This window comes from Bradyrhizobium sp. Ken51, from assembly GCF_055807435.1.
Window position 1 is genome coordinate 166098 of the sequence record NZ_JBVVPB010000011.1, and the last position, 22277, is coordinate 188374.

Annotated in this window: 17 protein-coding genes; 13 read left to right on the forward strand and 4 right to left on the reverse strand. The window is 64.0% G+C overall.

Annotated features, from left to right (window positions below):
* Positions 1 to 4: 4 nt before the first annotated feature.
* From AC0L27_RS20195 to AC0L27_RS20220, 6 genes are all read left to right on the forward strand, one after another.
* The gene (locus tag AC0L27_RS20195) at positions 5 to 523 is read left to right on the forward strand and encodes a copper chaperone PCu(A)C (protein ID WP_354059668.1); all 519 of its coding nucleotides are present in this window, start codon (positions 5 to 7) and stop codon (positions 521 to 523) included.
* The gene (locus AC0L27_RS20200; RefSeq protein WP_473300891.1) at positions 523 to 1065 is read left to right on the forward strand and encodes a YcnI family copper-binding membrane protein; all 543 of its coding nucleotides are present in this window, start codon (positions 523 to 525) and stop codon (positions 1063 to 1065) included. The genes AC0L27_RS20195 and AC0L27_RS20200 overlap by 1 nt, the downstream gene beginning before the upstream one ends.
* Positions 1065 to 2627, forward strand: a complete 1563-nt coding sequence (locus tag AC0L27_RS20205) for a copper resistance CopC/CopD family protein (protein WP_354059000.1) — start codon at positions 1065 to 1067, stop codon at positions 2625 to 2627. Before AC0L27_RS20200 ends, AC0L27_RS20205 begins: the two co-directional genes overlap by 1 nt.
* 153 nt (positions 2628 to 2780) lie before the next feature.
* Positions 2781 to 4100 (forward strand): proline--tRNA ligase, encoded by a 1320-nt coding sequence (gene proS / locus AC0L27_RS20210; RefSeq protein ID WP_354209862.1) that lies wholly within the window; start codon positions 2781 to 2783, stop codon positions 4098 to 4100.
* Positions 4101 to 4190: 90 nt separating this feature from the next.
* The gene (locus AC0L27_RS20215) at positions 4191 to 5471 is read left to right on the forward strand and encodes a lipoprotein-releasing ABC transporter permease subunit (RefSeq protein ID WP_007603606.1); all 1281 of its coding nucleotides are present in this window, start codon (positions 4191 to 4193) and stop codon (positions 5469 to 5471) included.
* A 7-nt stretch (positions 5472 to 5478) separates the two neighbouring features.
* Positions 5479 to 6180 (forward strand): ABC transporter ATP-binding protein, encoded by a 702-nt coding sequence (locus AC0L27_RS20220; protein WP_275171287.1) that lies wholly within the window; start codon positions 5479 to 5481, stop codon positions 6178 to 6180.
* Positions 6181 to 6258: 78 nt separating this feature from the next.
* On the opposite strand, the gene AC0L27_RS20225 is transcribed toward AC0L27_RS20220, so the two are convergent.
* Positions 6259 to 7338, reverse strand: coding sequence for a zinc-binding alcohol dehydrogenase family protein (locus AC0L27_RS20225; protein ID WP_354209861.1), 1080 nt, complete (start codon positions 7336 to 7338; stop codon positions 6259 to 6261).
* A gap of 109 nt (positions 7339 to 7447) precedes the next feature.
* Between AC0L27_RS20225 and AC0L27_RS20230 the strand changes: the two genes are divergently transcribed.
* Positions 7448 to 8221, forward strand: a complete 774-nt coding sequence (locus tag AC0L27_RS20230; RefSeq protein WP_354209860.1) for a helix-turn-helix transcriptional regulator — start codon at positions 7448 to 7450, stop codon at positions 8219 to 8221.
* 25 nt (positions 8222 to 8246) lie between these two features.
* On the opposite strand, the gene pdxR is transcribed toward AC0L27_RS20230, so the two are convergent.
* Positions 8247 to 9653 (reverse strand): MocR-like pyridoxine biosynthesis transcription factor PdxR, encoded by a 1407-nt coding sequence (gene pdxR, locus AC0L27_RS20235; protein WP_354059010.1) that lies wholly within the window; start codon positions 9651 to 9653, stop codon positions 8247 to 8249.
* Between the two features lie 125 nt (positions 9654 to 9778).
* Here pdxR and AC0L27_RS20240 point away from each other — a divergent pair, with 125 nt between their 5' ends.
* The 4 genes from AC0L27_RS20240 (at position 9779) to map (ending at position 15431) form a co-directional block, all read left to right on the forward strand.
* Positions 9779 to 10243, forward strand: a complete 465-nt coding sequence (locus tag AC0L27_RS20240) for a carboxymuconolactone decarboxylase family protein (RefSeq protein ID WP_354059670.1) — start codon at positions 9779 to 9781, stop codon at positions 10241 to 10243.
* Between the two features lie 89 nt (positions 10244 to 10332).
* Positions 10333 to 10971 carry an HD domain-containing protein gene (locus AC0L27_RS20245; RefSeq protein WP_354209859.1) on the forward strand — a complete coding sequence of 213 codons (639 nt, stop codon included), beginning with the start codon at positions 10333 to 10335 and terminating at the stop codon, positions 10969 to 10971.
* Positions 10972 to 11453: 482 nt separating this feature from the next.
* Positions 11454 to 14603 (forward strand): GAF domain-containing protein, encoded by a 3150-nt coding sequence (locus tag AC0L27_RS20250; RefSeq protein WP_354209858.1) that lies wholly within the window; start codon positions 11454 to 11456, stop codon positions 14601 to 14603.
* Positions 14604 to 14681: 78 nt separating this feature from the next.
* A complete protein-coding gene (gene map / locus AC0L27_RS20255; RefSeq protein ID WP_354209857.1) occupies positions 14682 to 15431 on the forward strand; it encodes a type I methionyl aminopeptidase in 750 nt (249 codons plus the stop codon).
* A gap of 10 nt (positions 15432 to 15441) precedes the next feature.
* On the opposite strand, the gene AC0L27_RS20260 is transcribed toward map, so the two are convergent.
* Together AC0L27_RS20260 and AC0L27_RS20265 are read right to left on the reverse strand one after the other, a co-directional pair.
* Positions 15442 to 16761, reverse strand: coding sequence for an MFS transporter (locus tag AC0L27_RS20260; RefSeq protein WP_354209856.1), 1320 nt, complete (start codon positions 16759 to 16761; stop codon positions 15442 to 15444).
* Positions 16762 to 16980: 219 nt separating this feature from the next.
* Positions 16981 to 17301, reverse strand: a complete 321-nt coding sequence (locus tag AC0L27_RS20265; protein WP_354209855.1) for a DUF3551 domain-containing protein — start codon at positions 17299 to 17301, stop codon at positions 16981 to 16983.
* 252 nt (positions 17302 to 17553) lie between these two features.
* On the opposite strand from AC0L27_RS20265, the gene AC0L27_RS20270 reads away from it, so the two are divergent.
* Both AC0L27_RS20270 and dnaE read left to right on the forward strand, forming a co-directional pair.
* Positions 17554 to 18279, forward strand: coding sequence for an outer membrane protein (locus tag AC0L27_RS20270; protein WP_354059023.1), 726 nt, complete (start codon positions 17554 to 17556; stop codon positions 18277 to 18279).
* A 454-nt stretch (positions 18280 to 18733) separates the two neighbouring features.
* The gene (gene dnaE, locus AC0L27_RS20275; protein WP_473320125.1) at positions 18734 to 22237 is read left to right on the forward strand and encodes a DNA polymerase III subunit alpha; all 3504 of its coding nucleotides are present in this window, start codon (positions 18734 to 18736) and stop codon (positions 22235 to 22237) included.
* Positions 22238 to 22277 lie beyond the last annotated feature (40 nt).

Sequence of the window (22277 nt, forward strand, 5' to 3'; positions counted from 1 at the left end):
CAACATGAAGACTATCGGACGAACTCTCCTTACGATCTCACTATTGCTGACCGGCTGTGCCGCCGCACGGGCCGACGACGTCAAGGCCGGCGATCTCGTCATTTCGCAGGCATGGAGCCGGGCGACGCCGGGCGGCGCCAAGGTCGCCGGCGGCTATCTCACCATCGAGAACAAGGGCACAGTGGCCGACAAGCTGGTCGGCGTTTACGCCGATATCGCGGGGAAGGCTGAGGTCCACGAGATGGCGACGGACAACGGCGTGATGAAGATGCGCCTGCTCGACAAGGGACTCGTGATCGATCCCGGCAAGACGGTGAAGTTCGCCCCCGGCGGCTATCACCTGATGCTCCAGGAGTTGAAGGGCCCCTTCAAGCAGGGGGACAAGGTGCCGGTGACGCTTCAATTCGAGAAGGCCGGCAAGGTCGCCGTCTCCCTCGACGTCCAAGGCGTCGGCGCCCAGGCGCCCGGCGATAGCGGACACATGATGAAGAAAATGCCTGATCATTCGGGAATGAAGATGTGATGAAACAGATCAAGCCTTCCATGACCATGCATCGAATCCTTGCGAGTCTGATCGTCGCGCTCGCAGCGTCCCCTGCGGCGGCGCATATCACGCTAGAGACCAAACAGGCGGCGGTCGGCTCCTACTACAAGGCCGTCTTCGCTGTGCCGCACGGCTGCAAGGGCTCGCCCACGGTGAAGATCCGGGTGCAGATTCCGGAAGGCGTGATCGCTGTGAAGCCGATGCCGAAGGCGGGCTGGACCGTCGATATCGTCGAGGGCAAATACGCAAATGAGTACGACTACCACGGCAACAAGCTTTCCACCGGCGTCAAGGAGGTGGCCTGGTCCGGCGGCAAGCTGCCGGACCACAATTACGATGAGTTCGTCATCAGCAGCTTCCTCACCACGAGCCTGAAGCCGAACACGACGCTGTATTTTCCCGTCGTCCAGGAATGCGAGACCGGCGTCAGCCGCTGGATCGAGATCCCCGCGGAGGGAGCGAAGCATTCGCACGAAGGCAGTTCTCCGGCGCCTGGCCTGAAACTCCTGCCAAAACCCTGATGCGCCTGCTCGCCGCGCTCGCGACGCTACTCCTCGTTGTCGGCTTCTCGACCGGCGCCTCGGCGCACGCGGCGCTCGTCGCGGTCGAGCCGGCGAGCGGCAGCATGCTCGCGAGCGCGCCGAAGGCGGTGGAGTTGCGCTTCAACGAGACAGTGACGCCGGGCGCCATCCAATTGATCGACGGCGCGGGCAGGGCGCGGGATGATTTGCGCGTCGACGCATCGGGCGAGACCATCTCGGTTGCGATGCCGGCGGACATGCCGCAGGGCACGGCGGTCGTCAGCTATCGCGTGATCTCGCAGGATGGCCATCCCGTTGCGGGATCGGTGATCTTCTCGATCGGCATGCCGACGGGGACGCAACCCCCCACAAATGCCGATGGCGGATTGAACGAGCTGATCTGGCTGGCGCGGGTCGCTCTCTATCTTGGCCTGTTCGTCGGCGTCGGCGGCGTGTTCTTTGCGCGCTGGGTTGCGCGGTCGATGACCGGCATAACCGTTCCGTGCGTGGCGCTCGCCATCGGCATCCCGAGCACGGTGGTCTCCCTTGGTGTGTTGGGGCTGGATCTCCTCGGGCTACCGCTGTCGGCTCTCGCGACGATAGCTCCTTGGAAAGTCGCATCCGGGACCAGCGCGGGCCCAGCCTTGCTCGTGGCCATCGCCGCAATGCTGTTCGCGCTGCTGGCGCTAGCCAACGCGTGGTGCGCGCGCGCTCTGGCGATCATTGCCTTGGTCGGCGTCGGCTTGTCGCTGGCCATGACTGGGCACGCCGCTACGGCACCGCCCGAACTGTTGACCCGGCCGGCAATCTTTCTCCATGGCCTCGGTGTCGCCTTTTGGATTGGGGCTCTCGCGCCGCTGGTCGCCCTGTTGTCGAGGCGGCCCGCCGCGGCATTGCCTGTCGTGAACCGCTTTGCTCGCCTCGCCGCGCCGGTCGTTGGCGTTCTCGCATTGACCGGCCTCGCGCTCGCCATCGTCCAGCTTGAAAAGCCGTCTGCATTGGTGGAGACCCGGTACGGACTGATCCTCTCGATCAAGCTTGCGCTGGTCCTCGTGTTGCTGGCGCTTGCCACGCTCAACCGCTTTCGCCTGACCCCGGCGCTGGCGGGGGATCACAAGGCCGCGCAGACCCTGAAGCGCTCGATCGTGCTCGAATGCGTCATCGCGCTCGGCATCTTCGCCGACGTGGCCGGCTGGCGCTTCACGCCGCCGCCGCGGACGATCGTTCCGGAGACGCCGCTGGCGATCCACATCCATACGGACAGGGCGATGTTTCAGGTCCTGGTCTCGCCGGGTAAGGCGGGTATCGACGATTTCGTGCTGCAGCTCATGACCGGCGAGGGGGCGGTGCTCGAGGCCAAGGAGGTGACGCTGACGCTGAGCCTGCCCGAACGCGGCATTGAGCCGATGGAGCGGAACGCCTCGCGCGGGCCGGACCGCTACTGGCACGTGCGCAAGGTCGAGCTGCCCTTTGCCGGCCGCTGGCATGTGCGGATCGACGCTCTGGTGAGCGATTTCGAGAAGATCACGCTGGAGGACGAACTCGAGGTGGCAGCGCCGTGAATCGGGCTCTTCGGCACATCACGCGGAATCTGAAGTCGACGGAAAAATGACAGGAATTCCGCTGTGTTAGCGGGTTTTCCTCATTCCCGGTCTTGTGTTTTGGCTCCCAATCCGGTTTCACTGCAAGCCGTCACTGATTCCTCGAGTATTGCCATGCGGTTGTCGCGGTTCTTTCTGCCCATCCTGAAGGAAAATCCGAAAGAGGCGGAGATCGTCTCGCATCGGCTGATGCTGCGTGCCGGCATGATCCGGCAGGAGGCCGCCGGCATCTATGCCTGGTTGCCACTCGGCTTCCGCGTCTTGAAGAAGATCGAGCAGATCGTGCGCGAGGAGCAGGACCGCGCCGGCGCGCTTGAACTGTTGATGCCGACGCTCCAGCTTGCCGATCTCTGGCGCGAGAGCGGCCGCTACGATGCCTATGGCCCCGAGATGCTGCGCATCGCCGACCGGCACAAGCGTGAGCTGTTGTACGGACCGACCAATGAGGAAATGATCACCGAGATCTTCCGCGCCTATGTGAAGTCCTACAAGAGCCTGCCGCTGAATCTCTATCATATTCAATGGAAATTCCGCGACGAGCAGCGTCCGCGCTTCGGCGTGATGCGCGGCCGCGAGTTCTTGATGAAGGACGCCTATTCGTTCGACCTCAACGAGGCCGCGGCGCGCGTCGCCTACAACAAGATGTTCGTGGCGTATTTGCGCACCTTCGCGCGGATGGGGCTGAAGGCGATCCCGATGCGCGCCGAGACCGGGCCGATCGGCGGTGATCTCAGCCACGAGTTCATTGTGCTCGCCGAGACCGGCGAATCCGGCGTTTTCATCAATCGCGACGTGCTGGACCTGCCGGTGCCGGGCGAGGACGTCGACTATGAGAGTGATTTGACGCCGATCATCAAGCAATGGACCTCGGTCTATGCGGCGACGGAAGATGTTCACGACGCCGCGCGCTTCGAGCAGGAAGTGCCCGCGGACAAGCGGGTGAATACCCGCGGTATCGAGGTCGGGCAGATCTTCTACTTCGGCACGAAGTATTCCGACGCGATGAAGGCGCTGGTGGCGGGCCCCGACGGTGTCGACGTGCCGATCCATGGCGGCTCCTACGGCGTCGGCGTCTCCCGCCTGCTCGGCGCCATCATCGAGGCCTGTCATGACGATGCCGGCATCAAATGGCCGGAGGCCGTTGCCCCGTTCCGCGTGTCGATTCTCAACCTCAAGCAGGGCGATGCCGCGGTCGATGCGGCCTGCGAGAAGCTCTATGCGGAGCTGTCCGCCAAGAGCGTCGACGTGCTCTACGACGACACCGACCAGCGGGCCGGAGCCAAATTCGCCGCCGCCGACCTGATCGGCATCCCCTGGCAGATCATGATCGGGCCGAAAGGGCTCGCCGACGGCAAGGTCGAGCTCAAGCGGCGAAGTGACGGCGCCCGCGAGACCATGTCGCCTGCGGACGCGGTCGCAAGACTTGTGGGCTGATAAGGCTGGTCGGCTGAATATTGTTCATCGCCCCAGATTGCGGCCGCCAATCCGGCCACATTTGACCCCGAATCATGGGACTATCGAGCGATGGATGAGACCATGACCGAAACCGTTCAAACCGCGCCTTTTGCGCCCTTCGAGTGGATGCTGTCGGCGCGTTACTTACGCGCGCGCCGCAAGGAGGGATTCATCTCGGTGATCGCCGGGTTCTCCTTCCTCGGTATCATGCTGGGCGTGGCGACGCTGATCATCGTCATGGCCGTCATGAACGGCTTCCGCAAGGAGCTGCTCGACAAGATACTCGGGCTCAACGGCCACATCCTGGTCCAGCCGCTGGAATCGCCGCTGACCGACTGGAAGGACGTCGCCGACCGCCTCAGCCAGGTCCAGGGCATCCGGCTCGCAGCGCCCGTGGTAGATGGCCAGGCGCTGGCGTCATCGCCGTGGAACGCCTCCGGCGTCCTGGTGCGTGGCATCCGCTCCGACGACCTCAACAACCTCACCTCGATCGCCAAGAACATCAAGCAGGGCTCGCTCGAGGGTTTTGACGACGGGCAGGGGGTCGCGATCGGCCGGCGCCTCGCCGACCAGTTGTCGCTGCACGCCGGCGACAGCATCACGCTGGTGGCGCCGAAGGGCGCGGTCACCCCGATGGGCACGACACCGCGCATCAAGCCGTACAAGATCGCTGCGGTGTTCGAGATCGGCATGTCGGAGTATGATCTCGGCTTCGTCTTCATGCCGCTGGCGGAGGCGCAGGCCTATTTCAACCGCAGCAACGACGTCACCTCGATCGAGGTCTTCACCACAAATCCGGATCAGATCGTCGCGTTTCGTCAGGCCGTGACGGAGGCGGCGGGCCGGCCGGTGTTCCTGGTAGACTGGCGCCAGCGCAACTCGACCTTTTTCAACGCGCTCCAGGTCGAGCGCAACGTGATGTTCCTGATCCTCACCATGATCGTGCTGGTCGCGGCGCTCAACATCGTCTCCGGCCTGATCATGCTGGTGAAGGACAAGGGCAGCGACATCGCGATCCTGCGCACGATGGGGGCCTCGCAAGGCTCGATCATGCGCATCTTCCTGATCACGGGCGCCTCGATCGGCGTGGTCGGTACGATGGTCGGCTTCATCGTCGGGCTGGTGATCTGCCTCAACATCGAGTCGATCCGGCAATTCCTGTCCTGGCTGACCAGCACCGAGCTGTTTTCGCCAGAGCTGTATTTCCTGTCGAAGCTGCCCGCCGAGATCGACATCGGCGAGACCTCGGCCGTCGTCATCATGGCGCTGACGCTGTCGTTCCTGGCGACGCTGTATCCGTCCTGGCGCGCCGCGCGCCTCGATCCCGTCGAAGCGCTGCGGTACGAGTGAGGGGCTGATGGAGCAGCAGGGGGCGGAAGATGTACCGGTCATTTATCTCCACGAGATAAAGCGGCAGTACTTGCAGGGCGAGGTGCCGCTGACGATCCTCGACGGCGCCAAGCTCGCGCTGTGGGCGGGCCAGTCCGTCGCGCTGGTGGCGCCGTCCGGCTCGGGCAAGTCGACGCTGCTGCACATTGCGGGGCTGTTGGAAGCGCCCGATTCCGGTGAGGTCTACGTCAATGGCGCGCCGACCTCGCAACTGCCCGACATCGAGCGCACCCAGCTTCGCCGCACCGACATCGGCTTCGTCTACCAGTCTCACCGGCTGCTGCCGGAGTTCTCGGCGCTGGAGAACGTCATGATGCCGCAGATGATCCGCGGCCTCAAAAAGTCCGAGAGCGTCAAGCGCGCCAAGGAGATCCTCGGCTATCTCGGCCTCGGCGAGCGTATCACGCACCGCCCGTCCGAGCTGTCCGGCGGCGAGCAGCAGCGCGTTGCGATCGCGCGCGCTGTGGCCAATGCTCCGCGGGTGCTGTTTGCGGACGAGCCGACCGGCAATCTCGATCCGCACACCGCGGACCACGTTTTCCAGGCCCTGATGCAACTCGTCAAGGCGACCAAGGTCTCCATGTTGATCGCGACCCACAACATGGAACTCGCCGGCCGCATGGACCGCCGCGTGTCGCTGTCGAACGGCCAGGTGGTCGAGCTCGAATAAAAAACGCGAAAACAACCCCATGCACAGTAGCCAAGTGCTTGGCCGGACTGACGAAAAAAATGGCGTTCCTCGGGGTGCTCAAGGCCGGATCACCGTCAATTTGAACGGTCCGCCATTGGCGGCGGCATGGTCCACCGCCTCGTTGGCGTGGTCGAGATCGAAGGCGGTGGCCTCGTACTCCTCCAACCTGAGCAGTCCCGCGCGCACCAGCGCGATCAGGCGGCTTGCCGCATCCGGCGGATACATCCAGACGCCGTGGATGCTGATGCAGTTGCGCATGATCCAGGGGTAGGGCAGCTCGAGGCCCGCGCCGCCCGCCATGCCGACACCACCCATCAGCACGACGCGGCCGTATGCGCGCACCGTCATGATCGCCGCGCGCACCACATTCGTGCTCACGGAGGGCGGCATGATGTCGAGCACGCAGTCGATCGGCACGGGCGCCGCGCGCTTCATGCGCTCGCGGTCGTCGTCTTCGTTGCCGGTGAGTTTGACCGGCTTGACGCGATCGCCGAAGCGGCGGACGAGGTCGGCGAGAATGGGCTCGTTGCGGCCGGGCGCGACCACGCAGGCCGCGCCCATCGCGAGCGCGACCGAGACGGCCGCGCTGCCGAAATTGCCTGTGGCCCCGCTCACCAGAACGGTCTCGCCGGGCTGAAGGTTGGCGGCAAGGAAGCCGCCATAGGGCACCAGCAGCGTCCCCAGCGCGCACCATCGCGTGGCGTCCTCCCGCGTGATCGTGCCGAGCCGTTTGACGTTCTCCGTCGGCACCCGCATCTGCTCGGCAAACGAGCCGTGGCGAAAATGCTGTTGCAGGCGCATGGCGCCGGCACCGGGGGCGGTGAGTCCTTGCAGGGCAATATCGGGCGCTGCGGCGTCGTCGCGTGAGCGCACCGTCGGGTCGCAGAACACCCAGTCGCCAACGCTGAGCTTCGTCGCGTCCGGGCCGATGGCGCGCACCCGGCCGATGCCACCAGGCCCCGGGATAATCGGCAGGTCGAGCGCATAGTTGCGCGCCCCGCTGAAAACCTCGTTCATGTAGGACAGCACGCGCGTGGCGACGACGTCCACGATGACCTCGCCGGTCCCGAGCACCGGTTCGGGTGCATTCTCGATGACGAGCGGAGATCCCAGGGATTTGAGTACGGCGGCTTTCATGGTGGTCACCTCATGTTCGGGTGACACGTCATATGCGCCGCCTTTCCAGGCCGAGGAAGGCCTGGTATTATCCTAGTATTCCCCGGGCCCTCCATCGAGGCATGTCACCATGGCCGACCCACGCCGCATCGAATTCGGCGACTTCCTCAGGTCGCGCCGCGAAAAGCTGTCGCCGAAGACAGTCGGGCTTCCCGCCGGCCGGCGGCGCCGCACCGCGGGCCTGCGCCGAGAGGAGGTCGCGCAGCTCGCCGGCATCGGCGTCGACTGGTACATCCGGCTCGAGCAGGGCCGCACCGTCAGCCCTTCAGTCACGACTGTCGATGCGCTGGCGCGCGCGTTGCGCCTTAGCAAGACCGAGCATGCGCACCTTAAGGCATTGGCCCGCGACGGCGACAGGCGCGCGTTCACGCGCGAGATCGTGCCGCCGCCGATTCAGCGGATGATCGAGAGCCTGGCGCAGCCGGCCTACATCACGGGGCGGCGCTGGGACGTGCTGGCCTGGAACGCGGCGGCGGAGGAGATCTTCGGGTTCGGACAATTGCCCGAGCAGGACCGCAACACGCTGCTGCTGGTGATGACGAACAAGCAGACGCGAAAATTCTACGGTGCCGGCTGGGCCGACGTCGCCAAGAGCATGGTCGCGATGTTTCGTACCACTCACGACGTCTGGGCCGGCGATCCCGCTTTCGCGGAACTGCTGGCGCGGCTGCGCCAGGGCAGCCCGGAATTCGTGAAATTGTGGGAAGCACACGAGATCCGCAGCACTGCCGCGGGCCTCAAGATCATGAACCATCCGACCAGGGGCGTGCTTCGGTTCGAGCACACCAGCTTTCAGGCGAATGACAATCCGGCGCTGAAGCTCGTGATCTACACGCCGGTTTAGATTGCGAAAGCATAGGGCGTGCTCGTCACGTATGACGGTCGACGATCTGAAGGAGCCGGTCGCAGGATGCCTCGATCCTCTTGTGGGGAGATGTGGCGACCCCCAGCAACAGGCCGGATCGCGCCGAAGCCGGGGACGCATGCCATAGCGACAGGGGCGTGGGCGCCAATCCAAACGACGCCGCTTCCCTCGCGATCGCAAGGTCGGAGGTTCCGTCCGGCAGTCTCAGGACCGCGGCCAATCCGGCGATCGCCACGTCCTTGGCGCGTGCCTTCAAATATTTCAGCAGCGCATCGCCTTGCGCGGCATAGGCCCGCTTCGTGCGTCGAAGATGCCGTAGATAGTGGCCGTCGCGGATGAATTCGGCGGTTGCGATCTGTACGGACGGCCCGGGCGCCGGAGCGAGGCATGCCGCAACCTCGGCAAAACGGGAAGCCAGTGAGGCGGGTGCAACGACGAAGCCCAGCCGCAAGGCAGGAGTCAGGGTCTTGCTGAAAGATCCGATGTGAATGACGCGCCCGAAACGATCGAGAGAGGCGAGCGCCGGTGTGGCCCGACCCCTCAGCTGAAGCTCGCTCAGATAGTCGTCCTCGATCACCCAGACCCGTTCCTGGGCGGCCCAGTCGAGAAGACGCGAACGTCTTGCCAGCGACAATGTGGAGCCAAGCGGTGCCTGCTGTCCCGGGGTCACGACGACCAATGCAGCATCGGGAGCGTGTTTCAGGCCGTAATCGACATCAATGCCGTCCGCGTCGACCGGGATCGGCGTGATCAACAACCTTGCAAGCTCAAGGCCGTGCCTTGTGAAGGGGAAGCCCGGGTCCTCCATCCAGACCTTTCTCTGCTCGAGACAGAGAACCCGGAGTGCCAGTCCGAGCCCGCTGCTGAAGCCGGCCGTGATGATGATCTGCGACGGTGCACATTCGATACCCCTCGCCAGCGCCAGATACGCAGCGATGTCGCGCCTCAACTCCAGCTCGCCGCGGGGATCCCTGTAGATGGCCGGCGCGCTCGTCTCCGCGCGCACCGCCCGCGTGCGCATCCTCGAGAACAGCTTGGCAGGAAAGGTCTCGTGAGCGGGCACACCCATCTGGAAAACGGCCGGTCCCGCAGTGAGCTCCTGGTACATTTCCATGAACGAACCGGGGTGGGGAGCTGCTTCCTGCCGAGGAGTGAAGGCGGGTCGATCCGCAACATGCGTTCCGGTCGCGCGCGACGCGACGATCAGTTGCGCGGATGAGAGCTTTTCGTAAGCCGAACGCACGGTGCCGCGCGCGACACCCAGCTGAGCCGCCAAATCCTGCCAGGACGGCAGGCGAGCTCCCGGCGCGAGCACGCCGCTCTCGATGGCAGCTCCGATACCTCTGCGGATTTGTTCCGCCAATGGCGTCTTCGCAGACCGATCGAGCTCCAGCCGCAGCGGTTTGACCATGCCTCCGTAGTACACGATGTTTGTCCATTCCTGGTGCTTTTTTGTAGACCAGCGCGGGGACATTTATCGGACAAGGAAAGTACGCGGCGACAGCCGCCGAACAGAACCGATCATGGAGTATGAAAATGGCTAAGCGTCTCGATTACGACCGCATCGCACCCGCAGGGATGAAAGCGCTCGGCGGCGTCTACGGCTATGTCATGCAGAGCAATCTTCCTGCAACGCTTGTCACTCTGGTCTATCTGCGCATTTCGCAGATCAACAATTGCGCCTACTGCCTCGACATGCACACGCGCGATCTGCTGAAGAGCGGACAGAAGATCGAAAAGATCGCGCTGGTGCAGGCCTGGGCGGAAGGCGGTCATCTCTTCGACGAGCGGGAGCGTGCCGCCCTCGCATGGGCTGAAACGGTGACCCGTGTGGCTGAAACCGGCATCCCGGATCAAGCTTACGAGGCTGCCCGCGCCGTCTTCGAGGAGCGCGAGCTCGTCGATCTCACCATCGCGATCGGCCTGATGAACGCGTACAATCGCATGGCAATCAGCTTCCGAAATACGCCACAGGCCGCGAAGGAGGAGATGGCAGCCTGACGGCGGTGCCAGACGGCAAGAGGGTAAACACATGCCTTCGACTGTGAAGGATGTCCTGAGATCTCAGAGATGCAAGGCAGGAGCTTGAAATGACCTTTGCAATTTCCGGCGTGAAGATTCCCGACAGCAAGATCGCACGAGAGGCCGCCGAGCTGGTGCGCCAGTACGAAAACGACATGTTGTTCAACCACTCGGTCCGCGTCTTTGTGTTCGGCGCGATCAAGGGGCATCGGCAAAATCTAAAATTCGATCCCGAGCTGCTCTACATCGCGGCGCTGTTCCACGATCTCGGGCTCGTCGACCATTACCACACGCAGACCAAGCGATTTGAAGTTGATGGCGCCGATGCCGCCCGCGCATTTCTGAGGGGGCACGGCATTGACGAGCCAAAAGCCGATCTGGTTTGGGAGGCGATCGCGTTACATACGACGCCTGGAATTCCACAATACATGCGGCCGGAAATCGCTCTCACGAATGCGGGCGTTTTGGTCGACGTCGTGGGGATTGGCTATGATGAGTACACGCCAGAGCAGCGCAACCAGGTGACCACCGCATTTCCGCGCGGTGATTTCAAGAATGACTTCCTTCAGATACAAACCTGCTCAGCCTTGAAGAAGCCGCAGACCACGTTTGGCACGGTCAATTTCGAATACATCGAAGATCACGATCCCACATTTCGCAAGCCGAACGCGTGCACTCGCATCCGCAACACGCCCTGGCAGAGCTGAGCCCTTCGGCGCGGTGTTCGGGCTTTGCCACGTTGGCTTATGGCGCCGGTGCGGCCGGAGGCGTTGCGCTGGCGTTCGGCCGCTGAATGGCCGGCCAGGGTTTTTCGGAGTCGGCGTCACCGACGCGCATGACGCCGGGCGAGCATGAAACGACGGGGACCACGCGGGGTGAAAAGCAGACATTGATGCTACACGACGATCCGCGCTGCCACAACTTGCGGTCGCGCGTCCGCACGGGTCTGTCCGCGACGTCTGGATTGGCAATCAGGGGGCCCGATGGAGCTGGCCAGAACGGCAGTCTCCCAGGGGACGGTACTGACGGGAACCTAAATGCGATCATGCGGTTATCGCGCAGATAATTTGCGCGACCCGTCTGCATCACTTCGAAGTTCAGGCGGGCTACCTGGGGTCGAAGCGAACAGTAGCGGGACGATCAAACAGCTAGCTCATCGTGGAGTTAGGGAAGTGGCAGGGGAAGACCAATGACGACAGCGACCGGGGTCCGCTCGGCCGATCGCAATTCCGTCTTAGCCACGCTCGGCGACTACATCCGAGAGATCAACAATCCCGACGATCTCGCCTATGCTGCGGCGGAGCTGCTTGGCCGCAGCCTGAACGTCAGCAGGGCAGGCTACGGCACGGTCGATACCTCAGCCGAGACCATCACCATTGTGCGCGACTGGAACGCACCGGGCATCCTGAGCCTCGCAGGTGTGCTGCGCTTCCGCGACTATGGCAGCTACATCGAAGACCTCAAGCGCGGCGAGACCGTCATCTGTGCCGATGCGGAAAAAGACCCTCGCGTCGGCGATCGTGCCGAGGCCCTCGAGGCGATCTCTGCGCGCGCGCTCGTCAACATGCCGATCTCGGAGCCCGACGGGGTCGTGGCGCTGCTGTATCTGAACGATGCCAGGCCCCGGGAATGGAGCCCCGAAGAGCTGGATCTTATCCGCGATGTTGCCGAGCGGACGCGCACGGCCGTAGAGCGCCGCCGTGCGGAGACGGCCGTGCGGGAGAACGAAGCCCGGCTGCTTTTCCTGGACGCGCTCAACAAGGAGACGGCCAGGACTCGCGATGCCGACGGCGTGATGGCGGTCACGACCAAAATGGTCGGCCAGCATCTCGGCGTCTCGAACTGCGCCTATGCCGACATGGACCCGGACCAGGACGGCTTCACGATACGCGGCGATTGGGCCGCACCCGGCGCAATGCATATCATCGGTCACTACAGCCTGGCTGACTTCGGCAAGAAGGCGGTGCGAGAGCTCGGCGCCGGCAGGCCTCTCATCATCAATGACAATTTGAAGGAGCTTGCGCCTGAGGAGGCCGCCACTTTCCAGAACATCGGGATCGGTTCGACGATCTGCATGCCCCTGGTGAAAGAAGGACGACTTACCGCCTTGATGGCCATTCATCATCGGGGCCCGCACCAGTGGACGCCGCGCGAACTCGCCTTGCTCACCGAGGTGACCGAGCGATCGTGGGCCCACATCGAGCGCGTCCGATCGGAACAGGCAGCGCGGGAAGCCGCCGAACGACTGACGCTTGCGAACAACGCGGCTGGTATCGGCACCTGGGACTACGACCCGGTCAACAACGTTCTTCGATGGGATAGCCGCTGCAAGGAGGTGTTCGGTTTACCGCCGGACGCCGAAGCCAGCTATGAAGGGACGTTCCTGAAGGGCCTTCATCCCGAGGACAGGCAGCGCGCCCACGAGGCGGTGTCCGCAGCGCTGACGCCGCACGCGCCAGCACACTACAATATGGAATACCGAACCATTGGCATCGAGGATGGGGTCGAACGCTGGATCGCCGCGACCGGTCAAGCCATCTTCGCCAACGGTCAGGCTGTTCGGTTCATCGGAACGGTACTTGATATCACCGCGCAAAAGAAAACCGAGCGTCATCTCAGAATACTGAATGATACCGGGGCTTCGGTCTCTCGCGAGCGCGACCTCGACAAGATCGTCCAGATCGTCACGGATGCCGGCGTCGGACTCACCGGTGCTCAATTCGGCGCATTTTTCTACAACGTTCTGGCGCCGGATGGCGGCAGCTACATGCTGTATTCGCTGTCAGGTGCGCCGCGATCCGCGTTTGAAAACTTTCCGATGCCCCGCAACACCGCCGTCTTTGCCCCGACCTTCGAGGGCTCTGGCGTGGTGAGGTCCGACGACATCCTGCAGGACCCCCGCTATGGCAAGAACGCGCCGCGCAAAGGCATGCCCGAGGGTCATCTTCCGGTCCGATCCTACCTGGCGGTCCCCGTGATCTCGCGAACCGGCGAAGTCCTCGGCGGACTTTTCTTCGGTCACGCCGAGACGGCTAAATTCCAGGCAGAGCATGAGGCCGCCTTGCTTGGTATTGCGGGCCATGCCGCCACCGCTATCGACAACGCCCAGCTCTTGACCCGGCTCGAGGCGCTCAATGCCGGATTGGAGCAACGTGTTGCCGACGAAATCGCCGAACGCATGAAAGCCGAAGAGCAATTGCGGCAATCCCAGAAGATGGAAGCCGTCGGACAATTGACCGGAGGTATAGCCCACGACTTCAACAATATGCTGGCGGTGATTCTCGGCAGCCTGAATCTTGCCAAGCGGCGGCTCGGCAGGGGAGAGGTCAGCATAGACCGCTTCATCGAGGGCGCCATCGACGGTGCAAATCGCGCAGCCACGTTGACGCAAAGGCTGCTCGCGTTCTCGCGCCAGCAGCCTCTCGCGCCTGAGGTCGTGGACATCAACAAGATGGTCGGCGGGATGAGCGAGCTGCTCGAGCGATCGCTTGGCGAGCTTATCCGCCTCGAGACGGTGCTGGCGGCTGGCCTCTGGCGGGTCAAGGCAGACCCGGCCCAGCTCGAGAGCGCGATGATCAATCTCGCGGTCAATGCGCGCGATGCCATGCAAAAGGGCGGTAGGCTGACGATAGAAACCAGCAACGCCTCGATCGATCGAATGTATGCTCGCGAGTACGCACTCGCACCCGGGCAGTACGTTCTCGTGGCCGTGACGGACAACGGCACGGGAATTCCGGCCAATGTGCTCGGCAAGGTGTTCGATCCGTTTTTTACGACCAAGGTCGTGGGCAAGGGCACCGGCCTCGGCCTCAGCCAAGTCTATGGTTTCGTGCGGCAGTCGGGCGGCCATGTCAAAATTGACTCGGAAGTCGATGTTGGCACGACCGTGAAGATCTACCTGCCACGCTTCGCCGGCGAGGAGGCGGGCTCAGATCCGTCGCAGGAAGAGATACCTGCCGGTGCAAGCCATCAGAACGAAACCATTCTCGTCGTGGAAGACGACGAGCGCGTCCGCAGCATGTCTTCCGAGAGCCTGCGCGAACTTGGCTACACCGTCATCGAGGCAGCCAGCGCCAAGGAGGCGATCAGGACGATCGAAAATGGCTTCGTTCCAGATCTGCTGTTCACGGATGTCGTCATGCCCGACATGACGGGCGCCGAGCTTGCGGCCGAGCTGTCGAAACGATACCCGGAGTTGAAGGTGCTGTTCACCACCGGCTACACGCGTCATGCAATCGTTCACAATGGCGTGCTCGATGCCGGCAAGCATCTGCTTCCCAAGCCCTTCGCCATCGACGACCTGGCTGCCAAAGTCCGCAGCTTGCTCGACGATATCTGAACGCGTTTTGGAGACGATCTCTTCCGTTTGCAAGCCGCCTTCACAAGGGCTATGTCCCGGCTTTCGGAAGAGCATGACATGACAATCTCGGATGACAACGACCTCGCGCGCCTGAAAGAGATCGGGCGCATCGTCGCCAATATCCTGGAGGCAATGGGGAAGGCGCTCGAGCCGGGCATGACCACCTCCGAGCTCGACCAGATCGGGCGAACATTGCTGGAGGCTGCCGGCGCACGTTCGGCTCCGGAGCTGGCCTACGACTTTCCCGGGGCGACCTGCATCAGCGTGAACGAGGAGATCGCTCATGGCATTCCCGGCGATCGGCGGATCGCGCGCGGGGATCTCGTGAACATCGACGTATCAGCCGAGAAGAACGGCTTCTTTGCGGATACGGGAGCGTCGTTCGCCGTTCCACCCGCAACCCGCGCGGTTGAACGTCTTTGCAGGGATGGCCGGCGCGCGATGTGGACGGGCCTGCAGCAGGTTGGAGCCGGCAAACCGATCGCCGGAATCGGTCAGGCCATCGGGACCTTTGCGCGGAAGAACGGTTACAGCCTGGTCAGGAACCTTGCCAGTCACGGCGTCGGCCTGTCGCTCCACGAGGAGCCGACGGAGATCGCAACATGGCCCGACCGCTCCGAACGCCGCGTCATGAGCGACGGCCTGGTGTTCACCGTGGAGCCGTTCCTGTCCCTGGGCGCCGAATGGGCCCAGGATGGCGATGATCCATGGACGCTCTACAGCAGCCCCGAAGCGCCGACCGTTCAATACGAGCACACCGTGATCGCCACGCGAAGCGGACCGTTGATCGTGACGATGGCTGGTTAAGAAGGCGTCCTCAAGCTACCGGATCTCGGGCAGCATCCAAACGGCTTCGATCATCCGGCGCCAGCGGCGGTGCACGTCTCGCCGGAGGATTCTCCGATGGGGCGGTCTTGCTTCCTGAGCTGATATCGACCGGAACAGATCTGGCGTCACGATAGGCGACGATCCAGATCAGGAAACCCAGAACCGCCAGCGCGGCGCCAACGGGGCCCGTGGAGGTCCAGCCCAGCCCCTCGCGAATGGCGATGCCGCCGAGGAACGGGCCGAGCGCATTGGCGGTGTTGAACGCCGAATGGTTCAGTGCGGCGGCGAGCGCCTGCGCGTCGCCGGCGACGTCCATCAGCCGCGTCTGGAGGATGGCTCCGAGCGAGACGCCGGCGCCGATGGCGAAGACGTCTGCCGCCAGCGCCCAGGGATTGCCCGCGGCGAGCGGGAACACTGATAGGGCGACCGCAGAGAACAGCAGGATGGCTCCCGCCGTCGGCATCAGCGCGCGGTCGGCAAAGCGCGGCACAAACAGATTGCCGAGCGTCGCGCCGATGCCGAACACGGCTAGAAAAAGCGGTATGAGCGCGGGGCTGACCTTGGTCACCTCGATCAGCGTCGTGGCGAGATAAGTGTAGACGGCGAACATGCCGCCGAAGCCGATGGCGCCGATCGCCAGCGTGATCCAGACGCGGCCGCTTCGCAGCGCGCCGAGCTCTCGCAGCGGATCGGACCGGCCAGCCTTGTCGCGCGGCGCGAACAAGGCGCACAGCAGCACCGTGAGCAACGCCAGCACCGACACGAGGCCGAAGCTCGCGCGCCAGCCGATCGCCTGCCCAATCAGATTGGCCAGGGGCACACCGACGATGGTGGCGCCGGTCAGGCCCAGCATCACCTGGCCGATCGCCTGCGAGCGACGATGTTGAGGGACCAGCGACGCTGCGACCAGCGCGGCGATGCCGAAATAGGCGCCATGCGGCAATCCCGAGAGAATACGCGCCGCGATCATCGAGCCAAAGCCAGGCGCCAGCGCGGTGAGGGCATTGCCGACCGCGAACACGGCCATCAAGATCAATAGCTGCGCGCGCCGCGCCAACCGTGCGCCGAGCACGGCGATCAGCGGCGCGCCCAGCACGACGCCGAGCGCGTAGGCGCTGATCGCGTGTCCCGCGGTCGGCTCGTCGACCCCGAGGTCGGCGGCGAAAAACGGCAACAGGCTCATCGATGCGAATTCGGTGGTTCCGATCGCAAAGCCGCCCATCGCGAGCGAGAACAGGACGATGGCGAGATGAGGGGGCGTGGATGCCGCGGTCGCGCGGGGCGAGGTCGCTTGCTTCGATGTCGTCATGCGTCCTGCAATGGTGGCGTTAACGGGAACCAGCCCAGCGAACGTCGCCACCCCTGCAAGATTTCTCTGTCGTAGTTAAACCCGGATCGGTCGGCGTCAACGCTGCAAGCTCAACGCAGGGCAGGACGCATATCAGCATCCCGATTAGTGAGCCACGACGCGAACAACACCGTGCTTCTTGATTGCTCGTCCGCTGCAATCGGGCGAGCGCGGCGCATCTCAGCGCGGCACGTAGTAACCGGGTGAATAACCCGGCACCTGCGCGCGGGGCCTGTTCTGGTACGCATAGGCATCGTCGCTCTGGCCTGCGAAATACGGGTTCGCAATACAGGTGAGGGCGCGGCCCGACGAACTCGCCTGGCACTGCGCGTAAGTGTCGAACGTACAATTGCTGAGCCCCGGCCATTCATCGCCGGTGAGGCAGAAGGCATGGTGGGTCCCGAACGCGCGCGCGGGCACGCTTGCGCCAAGCGTGATCCCAAATGTGGCGAGAGCGACCGAAAATATGGCGACAATGGGGAGAGCAATTCGTCTGCGCATTCGATTCTCCAATCACGCGAACGTGCGCGCGACGGTGTCACGCGCGCGTGCCGCAGATGTCGTGTAGTCCACAATGGAACTCATGAAAATACTTGTTTCAAAGGGTTTCCGGCGCGCGTTGGTAAATCTTCATTAATGAAGCGCGATCCTTTGGCGCGAACTGTGGCGTCGAGGTTACAGCAATTCCGTCGAGCGCTGGTATGACGACGCCACGGCCCGGGGGCCTAACGACGAAACTGGAACGGGAATCAAATGAACAAGAATCTGTTGCTTGCTGCTGTGAGCCTTGTCGCGCTCGGCGCGGCTGCACCGGCGGTGGCTGCTGACCTCGCTGCGCGGCCTTACACCAAGGCGCCGGCGATGGTTGCCGCGATCTACGACTGGAGCGGCTTCTACATCGGTATCAACGGCGGCGGCGGTTCCGCCCATTCGACCTGGGATCTCGTCGGCGGTGGCCGCGAGGGTTCGCACGATGCGACGGGCGGCACGGTCGGTGGCCAGATCGGCTATCGCATGCAGTCGGGCCAGTGGGTGTTCGGCATCGAAGGTCAGGGCAACTGGGCCGACTTCTCGGGCGACAACGTCAGCGCGATCCCGGGGTTCGGGACTCGCAACCGCTCCAAGATCGACTCGTTCGGTCTGATCACCGGTCAGATCGGCTACGCCTGGAATAACGTTCTCGTTTACGCCAAGGGCGGTGCGGCTGTCGCCGGCAGCAAGTATGAAGTCTCGACCTTGGGCGGCGCACTGCTGTCCTCGGCCGATCAGACCCGTTGGGGTGGCACGGTCGGTGCCGGCCTTGAGTACGGTTTCGCCCCGAATTGGTCGGTTGGCGTCGAGTACAACCACATCTTCCTGCAGGACAAGGACGTCACGTTCGCGCTGGTGCCCTCGACCGATCGCATCCGTCAGGACGTCGACATGGGCCTCGTCCGCCTGAACTACAAGTTCGGTGGCCCGAGCCTCGGCCGCTACTGAGTAGAAGCCTGATATCGATCGCTCGACTTCGAGCGGTCGGCGAAAGCCCCGGCCATCGGCCGGGGCTTTTTTGTTGTTCAAATTCAGCGGGTTAACCATTCTATTCGGAGATGGTCGAGATAGCTTGACTCCTGAGAACGAAATGAGAACAATGTTCTTCATACGTTCTCACCATGGAGCAAGCCATGTTCAGGATTTTCGTCGAAGAAGCCGCCGCGTTGGCGTCGATCGCGCTGTTTGTCGGAATGATCGCGATCTGGGCCCAGGTACTCCCGCAGCTGTAGGCGCGGGCCAGGTTGGGGAAAAGCAGGACGACGCGGCCGATCGGCCGCTCCGGCGTGGACTCTGGCAGCGTGACGCCCCACCATTGTGAGGCGAGTCGGCTGGGCGAGTGCAGGATGCCTCCGGTGCCGGCGACCGCTCCATCCCATCTGCAAGAGGCCGTCACGCGACCATGCCGAGCGCCGGATTTGTCCACCTTCACGTTCACTCGGCCTATTCGTTGCTCAAGGGCTCGATCAAGATCGCCAAGCTCGCCGAGCTAGCGAAGAAAGATCATCAGCCGGCGCTGGCGCTGACCGACACCGACAACATGTTCGGTGCGCTGGAGTTCTCCGACAAGATGGCGGGCTCCGGCATCCAGCCGATCGTCGGCTGCGAGATCGCGATCGAGTTCGGCGACCAGGATCCCAATGCGCGCAACGTGCTTTTGCCCTCGCGCGTGGTGCTGCTGGCCGCGCAGGAGCGCGGCTATCGCAGCCTGATGCGGCTGAACTCGCGCGCGTTCCTGGAGACGCCCGACACTCATGCTCCTCACATCAAGTTCGACTGGCTCGAAGGCGAGACCGAAGGCCTGATCGCGCTGACGGGCGGTCCGGACGGACCGATCTCGCTGGCGCTTGCCGGCGGTTATACCGAGCTGGCGGCCGCGCGCTGCGAGCGTCTGGCGAGCCTGTTCGGGGACCGCCTCTACATCGAATTGCAGCGCCACAACACCGAGAAAGAGCGGCGGGTCGAAAGCCACCTGATCGACATCGCCTACACCAAGGGCCTGCCGCTGGTTGCGACCAACGAGCCGTATTTCGCCGCGACCGACGATTACGAAGCCCATGACGCGCTGCTCTGCATCGCCGGCGGGCGGCTGATCGCGGAGACCGAGCGCGAGCAGCTCACGCCCGATCACCGCTTCAAGACCCGCGCCGAGATGGCGGTGCTGTTCGCCGACATTCCGGAGGCGCTGGCCTCGACGGTCGAGATCGCCGAGCGCTGCTCGTTCCGGCCGATGACGCGCAAGCCGATCCTGCCGTTCTTCACGGTCGGCGCTGCCGCAAGCTCCGATGCCGCCTCGGTCGAGGCGGCCGAATTGAAGCGGCAGGCAGAGGAGGGGCTCGCCAACCGCCTGCGCGTACACGGCCTGTCGCAAGGCACAACGGAGGAAGATTACAGCGCGCGCCTTGCGTTCGAGCTCGACGTCATCATGCGCATGAAATACGCGGGCTACTTCCTGATCGTCTCCGACTTCATCAAATGGGCGAAGGGGCAGGGCATCCCGGTCGGGCCGGGCCGCGGCTCTGGCGCAGGCTCGCTGGTTGCGTGGGCGCTGACCATCACCGACCTCGACCCGATCAAGTTCGGCCTGCTGTTCGAGCGCTTCCTCAATCCGGAACGCGTCTCGATGCCGGACTTCGACATCGACTTCTGCCAGGACCGCCGCGGCGAGGTGATCAAGTACGTCCAGGAGCGCTACGGTCGCGACCAGGTGGCGCAGATCATCACCTTCGGTACGCTGCAGGCGCGCGGCGTGCTCCGCGACGTCGGCCGCGTGCTGCAAATGCCCTATGGCCAGGTCGACAAGCTGACCAAGCTCGTGCCGCAGAATCCGGCCGCGCCGGTGACGCTGGCCGCCGCGATCGAGAGCGAGCCGAAGCTCCAGGCGTTCCGCGACGAGGACCCGGTGGTGGCGCGCGCCTTCGACATCGCCCAGCGCCTCGAAGGCCTGACCCGTCACGCCTCGACGCACGCGGCGGGCATCGTGATCGGCGATCGCCCACTGAGCGAACTCGTGCCGATGTATCGCGATCCCAAATCCGACATGCCGGTGACCCAGTTCAACATGAAATGGGTCGAGCCGGCGGGCCTAGTGAAGTTCGACTTCCTCGGCCTGAAGACGCTGACCGTGCTCGACGTCGCGTGCAAACTGCTCAAGCCGCGCGACATCCATGTCGATCTCGCCACGCTGCCGATCGACGATGCCGAAAGCTACCAGATGCTGGCGCGCGGCGAGGTGGTCGGCGTGTTCCAGGTTGAAAGCCAGGGCATGCGGCGCGCGCTGGTCGACATGCGCCCCGACCGTTTCGAGGACATCATCGCGCTGGTCGCGCTCTATCGACCGGGCCCGATGGCGAACATCCCGACCTATTGCGCGCGCAAGCACGGCGACGAGGAGCCGGAATATCTCCACCCCGTGCTGGAGCCGATTCTCAAGGAGACCTTCGGCGTCATCATCTACCAGGAACAGGTGATGCAGATCGCGCAGGTGATGTCGGGCTATTCGCTCGGCGACGCCGACCTGCTGCGCCGCGCCATGGGCAAGAAGATCCGCGCCGAGATGGAGAAGCAGCGCGAGATCTTCGTCGCAGGCGCAGTGAAAAACGGCGTGCCGAAGGGGCAGGCCGACACCATCTTCGAGCTGCTGGCAAAATTCGCCGACTACGGCTTCAACAAGAGCCACGCGGCGGCCTATGCGCTGGTGTCCTACCACACCGCCTACATGAAGGCGCATTACCCGGTGGAGTTCATCGCGGCGTCGATGACGCTCGATCTCAACAATACCGACAAGCTGTCCGAATTCCGCGCCGAGGCGCAGCGCCTCGGCATCAAGGTCGAGCCGCCCAACGTCAACCGTTCCGGCGCGACTTTCGAGGTCGGCGACAAGACCATCTACTACGCGCTCGCGGCGCTGAAGGGCGTCGGCATCGCGGCCGTCGAGCAGATCATCGCGGAGCGGACCAAAAACGGCTTGTTCACCTCGCTCGCCGACTTCGCCGCGCGGGTGTCGCCGCGCGCGATCAACAAGCGCATCATCGAAAGCCTGGCCGCCGCGGGCGCCTTCGACACCCTGGAGCCGAACAGGGCGCGGGTCTTCGCCGGCGCAGATTCGATTCTCGCGGCATGCCAGCGGGCGAACGAAGCTGCGACCATCGGCCAGAACGACATGTTCGGCAGCTCGGCCGACGCGCCGACCATCATGCTGCCGCAGATCGAGCCCTGGTTGCCGGCCGAGCGGCTGCGCCGCGAATATGACGCGATCGGCTTCTTCCTGTCGGGACATCCGCTCGACGATTACGCCACCGTGCTGAAGCGGCTGCGCGTGCAGTCCTGGGCCGAGTTCTCGCGCGCGGTGAAGACCGGCGCCACCGCCGGCAAGGTCGCTGCCACCGTGGTGTCGCGGATGGAGCGGCGCACCAAGACCGGCAACAAGATGGGCATCATGGGGCTCTCTGATCCCACGGGTCACTTCGAGGCGGTGCTGTTCTCCGAAGGCCTCGCACAATATCGCGACGTGCTGGAGCCGGGCGCCGCGGTGCTGCTCCAGCTCGGCGCCGAGCTCCAGGGCGAGGATGTCCGCGCGCGCGTGCTGCACGCCGAGCCGCTGGACGAGGCCGCGGCCAAGACGCAGAAGGGCCTGCGCATCTTCGTGCGCGATACCAAGCCCCTGGACTCGATCGCCAAGCGTCTCGCCGGCCCCGACATGGCCGCTTCGAACGGCGCCGCGCCGAAGGTCGGCAGTCCGGGCACCGCGCCGCGCTCCAACGGCGACGGCGAGGTCTCGCTGGTCATGATGCTCGACCTCGAGACCGAGGTCGAGATGAAGCTGCCCGGCCGCTTCAAGGTCTCGCCGCAGATCGCCGGCGCCATCAAGGCAGTCGCTGGCGTCGTGGACGTGCAGCAGCTCTGATCGAGGGGGCGGCGCTGAAGTCGTGCGTGCTCCCTGCGGA

What these genes read in the sequence shown, in the direction of transcription:
- AC0L27_RS20270 (WP_354059023.1), top strand. Translation starts at nt 17,554, where the DNA reads ATGAACAAGAATCTGTTGCTTGCTGCTGTGAGCCTTGTCGCGCTCGGC.
- AC0L27_RS20195 (WP_354059668.1), top strand. Translation starts at nt 5, where the DNA reads ATGAAGACTATCGGACGAACTCTCCTTACGATCTCACTATTGCTGACC.
- AC0L27_RS20200 (WP_473300891.1), top strand. Translation starts at nt 523, where the DNA reads ATGAAACAGATCAAGCCTTCCATGACCATGCATCGAATCCTTGCGAGT.
- AC0L27_RS20250 (WP_354209858.1), top strand. Translation starts at nt 11,454, where the DNA reads ATGACGACAGCGACCGGGGTCCGCTCGGCCGATCGCAATTCCGTCTTA.
- map (WP_354209857.1), top strand. Translation starts at nt 14,682, where the DNA reads ATGACAATCTCGGATGACAACGACCTCGCGCGCCTGAAAGAGATCGGG.
- AC0L27_RS20220 (WP_275171287.1), top strand. Translation starts at nt 5,479, where the DNA reads ATGGAGCAGCAGGGGGCGGAAGATGTACCGGTCATTTATCTCCACGAG.
- proS (WP_354209862.1), top strand. Translation starts at nt 2,781, where the DNA reads ATGCGGTTGTCGCGGTTCTTTCTGCCCATCCTGAAGGAAAATCCGAAA.
- AC0L27_RS20265 (WP_354209855.1), bottom strand. Translation starts at nt 17,301, where the DNA reads ATGCGCAGACGAATTGCTCTCCCCATTGTCGCCATATTTTCGGTCGCT.
- AC0L27_RS20230 (WP_354209860.1), top strand. Translation starts at nt 7,448, where the DNA reads ATGGCCGACCCACGCCGCATCGAATTCGGCGACTTCCTCAGGTCGCGC.
- AC0L27_RS20245 (WP_354209859.1), top strand. Translation starts at nt 10,333, where the DNA reads ATGACCTTTGCAATTTCCGGCGTGAAGATTCCCGACAGCAAGATCGCA.
- AC0L27_RS20215 (WP_007603606.1), top strand. Translation starts at nt 4,191, where the DNA reads ATGGATGAGACCATGACCGAAACCGTTCAAACCGCGCCTTTTGCGCCC.
- pdxR (WP_354059010.1), bottom strand. Translation starts at nt 9,653, where the DNA reads ATGGTCAAACCGCTGCGGCTGGAGCTCGATCGGTCTGCGAAGACGCCA.
- AC0L27_RS20225 (WP_354209861.1), bottom strand. Translation starts at nt 7,338, where the DNA reads ATGAAAGCCGCCGTACTCAAATCCCTGGGATCTCCGCTCGTCATCGAG.
- AC0L27_RS20205 (WP_354059000.1), top strand. Translation starts at nt 1,065, where the DNA reads ATGCGCCTGCTCGCCGCGCTCGCGACGCTACTCCTCGTTGTCGGCTTC.
- dnaE (WP_473320125.1), top strand. Translation starts at nt 18,734, where the DNA reads ATGCCGAGCGCCGGATTTGTCCACCTTCACGTTCACTCGGCCTATTCG.
- AC0L27_RS20240 (WP_354059670.1), top strand. Translation starts at nt 9,779, where the DNA reads ATGGCTAAGCGTCTCGATTACGACCGCATCGCACCCGCAGGGATGAAA.
- AC0L27_RS20260 (WP_354209856.1), bottom strand. Translation starts at nt 16,761, where the DNA reads ATGACGACATCGAAGCAAGCGACCTCGCCCCGCGCGACCGCGGCATCC.